General features: G+C 71.6%; 6 protein-coding genes and 1 pseudogene. 4 read left to right on the top strand and 3 right to left on the bottom strand.

The window, feature by feature from the left end; all coding sequences use genetic code 11:
- A pseudogene (locus CCN39_RS41335) lies at positions 1-202 on the bottom strand (AAA family ATPase); the annotation flags it as partial.
- 51 nt (positions 203-253) lie between these two features.
- On the opposite strand from CCN39_RS41335, the gene CCN39_RS41340 reads away from it, so the two are divergent.
- Positions 254-565 carry an antibiotic biosynthesis monooxygenase family protein gene (locus CCN39_RS41340; RefSeq protein ID WP_086851778.1) on the top strand — a complete coding sequence of 104 codons (312 nt, stop codon included), beginning with the start codon at positions 254-256 and terminating at the stop codon, positions 563-565.
- Complete coding sequence (locus tag CCN39_RS41345) at positions 558-1,355, top strand: SIR2 family NAD-dependent protein deacylase (RefSeq protein ID WP_086851780.1); 798 nt, start codon at positions 558-560, stop codon at positions 1,353-1,355. The genes CCN39_RS41340 and CCN39_RS41345 overlap by 8 nt, the downstream gene beginning before the upstream one ends.
- Here CCN39_RS41345 and CCN39_RS41350 read toward each other — a convergent pair whose 3' ends face one another.
- A complete protein-coding gene (locus CCN39_RS41350; protein ID WP_086851782.1) occupies positions 1,356-2,372 on the bottom strand; it encodes an endonuclease/exonuclease/phosphatase family protein in 1,017 nt (338 codons plus the stop codon). It lies immediately after the preceding gene.
- Between the two features lie 104 nt (positions 2,373-2,476).
- On the opposite strand from CCN39_RS41350, the gene CCN39_RS41355 reads away from it, so the two are divergent.
- The gene (locus tag CCN39_RS41355; protein ID WP_086851783.1) at positions 2,477-3,454 is read left to right on the top strand and encodes an ATP-binding cassette domain-containing protein; all 978 of its coding nucleotides are present in this window, start codon (positions 2,477-2,479) and stop codon (positions 3,452-3,454) included.
- Positions 3,451-4,257 carry an ABC transporter permease gene (locus CCN39_RS41360; RefSeq protein ID WP_086851785.1) on the top strand — a complete coding sequence of 269 codons (807 nt, stop codon included), beginning with the start codon at positions 3,451-3,453 and terminating at the stop codon, positions 4,255-4,257. The genes CCN39_RS41355 and CCN39_RS41360 overlap by 4 nt, the downstream gene beginning before the upstream one ends.
- 83 nt (positions 4,258-4,340) lie before the next feature.
- Here CCN39_RS41360 and CCN39_RS41365 read toward each other — a convergent pair.
- Positions 4,341-5,915: ATP-binding protein (locus tag CCN39_RS41365; RefSeq protein WP_434781159.1), on the bottom strand; the 1,575-nt coding region annotated here is incomplete at its 5' end.

The following is a 5,915-nucleotide window of genomic DNA, read 5'->3' on the forward strand; positions in this document are numbered from 1 at the left end:
AGGCGTCGACGCCTACCTGGATGTTCGCGTGCTCCCACATCGGCCAGTTGCGGGTGACGACCACCACCTCCGGCAGCGGTGCCCCCAGGTGGCCGGTCACCCGCTCGATGAGTTCGCCGCCCTCGCCGCCCGCGACCTCGTCGGCCGTGGCGCGGACGATCCGGGCGAGATCGGTGGCGAGGTCGCGCTCGATGCTCCCCATGCCTCCCACAGTGGCACGGATCACACCCGGCAGCCAACTAGGGTGGGAGACATGAGTGTCGTGAAGATCAACGCGATCGAGGTCCCCGAGGGCGCCGGCCCCGAACTGGAGAAGCGGTTCGCCGCGCGCATGCACTCCGTCGACGAGCAGCCGGGTTTCCTCGGTTTCGAGCTGCTGCGGCCGGTTTCCGGCGAGACGCGCTACTTCGTGTACACGAAGTGGGAGACCGAGGAGCACTACCAGGCGTGGGCGACGGGCGGCCCGGCCGCGGCGGCGCACGCTGGTGAGCGGGCCAAGCCGGTGTCCACCGGGGCGAACCTGCTGGAGTTCGAGGTCGTCCTCGGTTCGCAGCCGGGTGAGTGAGCTCGCCGCCAAGCTCCTGGACGGCGCCGGCGCACTCCTGATCTGCGCCGGCGCCGGCATGGGCGTCGACTCGGGCTTGCCGGACTTCCGCGGCGGCGAGGGGTTCTGGCGCGCGTACCCGCCGTACGCCCGGCTGGGGCTGCGGTTCGAGGAACTCGCCGACCCGCGCCACTTCGCCGAAGATCCCGAGCTGGCCTGGGGCTTCTACGGACACCGGCTTGCGCTGTACCGCCGGACGGTGCCGCACGAGGGGTTCCGGCTCCTGCTGTCACTGGGCTCGCGCCTGCCCGGCGGCGCCCGCGTGTTCACGTCCAATGTGGACGGCCAGTTCCAGAAGGCGGGCTTCGAGTCCGTAGCGGAAGCCCACGGCTCGATCCACCACCTGCAGTGCCTGGCCGGGTGCACGTCCGACATCTGGCCTGCCGACATGGACGTCGTGGTCGACGAGGAGACCATGCGCGCGGTACCCCCGCTGCCCTCGTGCCCCCGCTGCGGCGGCTTGGCGCGCCCCAACATCCTGATGTTCGGCGACTTCTCGTGGATCCCGGACCGCAGCCAGGCCCAGCTGGACGAGCTGACGGCGTGGCGCCGCACGGCCCGCGACCTCGTGGTGGTGGAACTGGGCGCGGGCCAGGCGGTCCCCACGGTCCGCCGCTACGCCGAACTGGCCAGCGCGGCAACGGGGGCGTTGATCCGCATCAACCCCCGCGAACCGGAGATCCGCCACGGCCGCGGCGTGTCCATCGCGGCCGGGGCGCTGGAGACGCTGGAACGGCTCCTGCCGCGCTGATCACGGCAGCCGGACTTCGGCGAACACCGCCCGGTGGTCGCTGCCGGCGACGTCGAACACGCGGTAGTCCAGGACAGCCGCGCGGTTGTCCACCGCCACGTGGTCGATCGTCACCACCGGGAACGATGACGGCCACGTCGGGGCCAGGCCCTCGCCGCGCTCCTCGGCCGCGTCGCGGTAGCCGCGGGCCAGGACCGTTCGGTAGGCCGCGTGGTCCAGGGTTGCGTTGAAGTCGCCCGCCAGGATGCGCAGGCCGTGCTCGCCCGCCGGGAGGGACAGGTCCTTGATCTCGCGCTCCCACAGCGGCGTGTCGACGTCCGGGGAGATCGGGTGGACGGCGACGATCTCGGCCACCACGCCGTCGCCCAGGTCGGCCTCCGCGCCCAGTTGCTTGGCCGCCGAATCACCCGTCAGGTTGACCTCCTTCAGCGGGAAGCGGGACGCGATCCCCGAACCGAACGCACCGGGCGCCGGGTGCAGGACCCGGTGCGGCAGCAGGTCGAACAGCCCCGCCGCGGTCAGCCGGTCGACCGCGGACGACGTCATCTCGACCAGGTTCAGCACGTCGATCCGCTGCTCGCGCACCAGGTCGACGACGGCTTTCGCGTCAGCCTGGCCGTAGAGCAGGTTCGAGGCCAGCACACGCAGGGTCTTGCCGTGCACCTCACGCTGCTCGCTCGCCGACACCCGCGGGAGGACGAGGACGGCCAGCGCGAGCGCCAGCACCAACGCGACACCGCCGAGCCACCACCGCCGCAACGCCAGCGCGACGCCGCCGAGGAGCACCCCCGCGGCCGCCGCGAACGGCGTCAGCGACAGCGCGACGAGCGTGTACCAGCCGCCGTCGTAGCCGAGCAGGCGCAGCGCCGCCAGCAGCGCCAGTGGCACCACCGGGACCACCAGCAGGCCTGTGACCAGCGGGTTCTTCCGCCGCGACCGCGTCTCTTCCGCAAGCACCATGCTGCCGAGTATGCCGAGATCGGCGTCCCCCGGCCCGGGCCGCGACAACTCCTCCACAAGATCTCCACCAGCGCCTGCCAGCCGCTGTCAGCGCGCTGTGCGCGGCCTACCAGCGCGGCCGTCCACAGTGATCGCAGAAGCGGCAGTGAAGGAGGACGCCCATGTCGCACGCGATCCAGGCCGAGGGCCTGGTCAAACACTTCGGGGACACCAAGGCGCTGGACGGGGTGGACCTCGAGGTCCCGTTCGGCCAGGTCGTGGGGGTGCTCGGGCCGAACGGCGCCGGCAAGACGACCGCCGTCCGGATCCTGGCGACCCTGATGAAACCGGACGCCGGCAGAGCCACGGTCGGCGGCTACGACGTGGTCGCCGACCCGGTCCGGGTCCGCAGCCTGATCGGGCTGACCGGGCAGTACGCGTCGGTCGACGAGGACCTCAACGGCATCGAGAACCTCGTCCTGATCGGACGGTTGTACGGCTACTCCCGCAGCCACGCCAAGACCCGCGCCACCGACCTGATCGAGCGGTTCGAGCTCACCAAGGCGGCCAAGCGGCCGATCCGGACGTACTCGGGCGGCATGCGGCGGCGGCTGGACCTCGCCGCCAGCCTCGTCGGCCGGCCCGAGGTGCTCTACCTCGACGAGCCGACCACCGGGCTCGACCCGCACGCCCGCAACGAGGTCTGGGACGTCGTCCGCGGCCTCGTCGCCGAGGGCGCCACGGTGCTGCTGACCACGCAGTACCTGGAGGAGGCCGACCAGCTGGCCGACAAGATCACCGTGTTCGACCACGGCCGGGTCGTCGCCGACGGCCGGGCCGACGAGCTGAAGCGCCGCGTCGGCGGGCAGACGCTGCAGGTGCGGCCGACCCGGCTGTCCGACATGGACTCCGTCGACCGCATCCTCGGCGACCTGTCCGGTGTCCGGCCGACCCGCGACGACGCGACCGGCCTGCTCACCGCGCCGGTCAACGACCCGGTGCTGCTGTCCACCCTGGTCCGCAAGCTGGACGAAGCCGGGATCACCGCGGACGAGCTGGCGCTGCGGCTGCCCAGCCTCGACGAGGTGTTCCTCGCCCTCACCGGGCACACCGCCGAACGGTCCACTGAGGACAAGACCCTCGAAGGGAGCCTGGCATGACGACGCTGGCCCTCGACCGCCCCGCCCCGCCGCGGCACATCAGCCCCGGCAAGGGGTTCCAGCACGCGCTTTCCCTGGCGTGGCGCGGCATCCTGAAGATCCGCAAGAACCCCGAGCAGCTCGCCGACGTCACCCTGATGCCGATCATCTTCCTGGTGATGTTCGTCTACCTGTTCGGCGGCGCGCTGTCCGGCTCGACCGACGCCTACCTGCAGATGGTCGTGCCCGGCATCATCGTGATGAACATCCTGCAGGCGTGCCTCACCGTGGGGACGAACCTGAACACCGACGTCACCAAGGGCGTGTTCGACCGGTTCCGCAGCATGCCGATCGCCCGCTCGGCGCCGCTGATCGGCGCGGTGCTCGCCGACGTCGTGCGGTACGTGGTGTGCCTGACCGTGCTGATGGTCGTGGCGACGATCATGGGCTACCGGATCGCGACCAGCCCCGGCGAGTTCGCCGTGGCGATCCTGCTCGCGCTGGCGTTCGGGCTGTGCTTCTGCTGGGGTTCGGTGTTCGTCGGCATGGTGATGAAGTCGCCGGGCTCCGCGCAGGCCCTGATGTTCGTCTTCATCATGCCGCTGACCTTCGGCAGCAACGTGTTCGTGCAGACGTCGACCATGCCGGGCTGGCTGCGGGCGTGGGCGGACATCAGCCCGGTCAGCCTGATGGCGAACGCGCTGCGCGGCCTGATGAACGGCGGACCGGTGGCCGGTCCGCTGGCCGGGGCGCTGGCCTGGATGGCCGGCGCGGTGATCGTGTTCTTCCCGCTGGCCACCTGGGCCTATCGCCGGCGGGTCTGAAAGGCGCACACACGGGGGTGAGTCGCGCCGAAGGTCGTGAGTGGTGAGGCGGGTGAGAACCCGCCTCACCACTCACGACCACGTCAGCCGAGCTCCTCCAGGAGCCAGGCGATCGTGTCCTTTTTGGACACCGATCGGCCGTCTTCGTAGCGGGATTCGTAGTCCGGGAGCGCCGCGCGGAGCGTGTCGATGAGCGCTCGCACCTCGGGACTGCCGAGGTCGAGCCGGCCGCGGACGACGGCGGACGCGGCGAGCACCCGGGCCGCCGTCTCGGGACGGCCCTGCTGTTCGCGGATCATCGCCAGCAGCTCCACCGCCCCGGCCAGGTCCGGCATGTCGCCGCGCTGGTTGGTCGCGCGGATCGCGATCGCCGCGTGCGGCTCGGCCTCGTCCGCGCGGTCCTGGGCCAGCAGGATCCGCGCCTCGAACGCGTGGATGAACTCGTCGCCGATGCCGCCGGGGAACCAGTCGTCGCCGCCCATCGCGGTGACCCGGTCGAGCAGCGCCCGCGCTTCGGCCAGCCGGCCCGTGCGCAGCAGCAGTTCGAGCCTGCCGAACATCAGGATCGCCCGGTGCTGCAGGTTGGTGATGCCTTCGCCGTAGCGTTCCGCGGCCTCCTGGTCGCGCCAGGCCCCTTCGAAGTCCCCGGTGCGCGCCCGCTCGACGGCCAGCCGCCACCAGTGCTGCACGGCGTCCTCATAGGACCGCAGCTCCATCGAAAGCGCCAGGCCCTGTTGGTAGATCTCGATGGCCTTGGCGCTGTCGCCGGACTGCGACAGCGCGTACGCCTTGAAGCTCAGCGTCATCGCGATGCCCCAGCGGTCGCCGACCGCCTCGAACCCGGCGTGGGCCCGATCGCGCGCCCGGTCCGCGCCCTCGACGTCGCCCACGTCGTCGAGCAGGAAACTCTCCACCCAGTGCCCGCCGGCGCGGGTCCACGCGTCCGCGTGCCGCGCGGCCCGGCGCACCTCCCGGATGGCGATCTCGCGATCCCCGCCCAGGAAGGCCAGCATCGGCAGGGCCACCGCGAGCCCGGGGTAGCGGTCCACCGCGTTGCTGCGCACGCAGTCGTCGACCAGCCGGAGGATCTCGGGCTGGTCCGACCGGACCGGGATCGCGTCCATCAGGTAGCCGAGCGCCCGGTAGGCGGCCGAGACCGCCGGGGGCAGCCGGTCGCCGAAATCGAGGGTTTCGCGCAGCAGCGAGCCGATCCGCCCGCCCTGGCCGAGGATGGTCAGGTACCAGAACATCCCGTCCAGCAACGCGACCGCGTTGTCCACATCGGACATTTCGATCGCGCCGCGCAGCGCCGCGATCATGTTGGCGCTCTCGGCTTCGTACTGGTCGATCGCCTGCAGCTGGTCGGCCGTGCGCAGCGTCGGTTCCAGCCGCTGGGCGAGCTCGGCGTAGTACCTCGCCATCGCCCGGCGCATCCGGTCGTGCTCGCCCGACTCCACGAGCCGTTCGGTGGCGTACACCCGCAGCGTCTCGAGCATCCGGTACCGCGGCTCGCCACCCGCGTCGACGGTGTCCACTATGGACTTCTCGACCAGGCTGCCGAGCACGTACGGCACGTCGGCGGCGGGCAGCAGCTCGTCGGCGCAGACGGCCTCGATCGGCGCCAGCTCCGCGCCGCCCGCGAACACCGCGAGCCGCCG

The sequence above is a fragment of the Amycolatopsis kentuckyensis genome (genome assembly GCF_002155975.1).
Lineage (GTDB): Bacteria > Actinomycetota > Actinomycetes > Mycobacteriales > Pseudonocardiaceae > Amycolatopsis > Amycolatopsis kentuckyensis.

Bases quoted from the DNA above. Each gene is read 5' to 3' on its own strand.
- CCN39_RS41360 (WP_086851785.1), top strand. From the start codon at position 3,451: ATGACGACGCTGGCCCTCGACCGCCCCGCCCCGCCGCGGCACATCAGC.
- CCN39_RS41355 (WP_086851783.1), top strand. From the start codon at position 2,477: ATGTCGCACGCGATCCAGGCCGAGGGCCTGGTCAAACACTTCGGGGAC.
- CCN39_RS41340 (WP_086851778.1), top strand. From the start codon at position 254: ATGAGTGTCGTGAAGATCAACGCGATCGAGGTCCCCGAGGGCGCCGGC.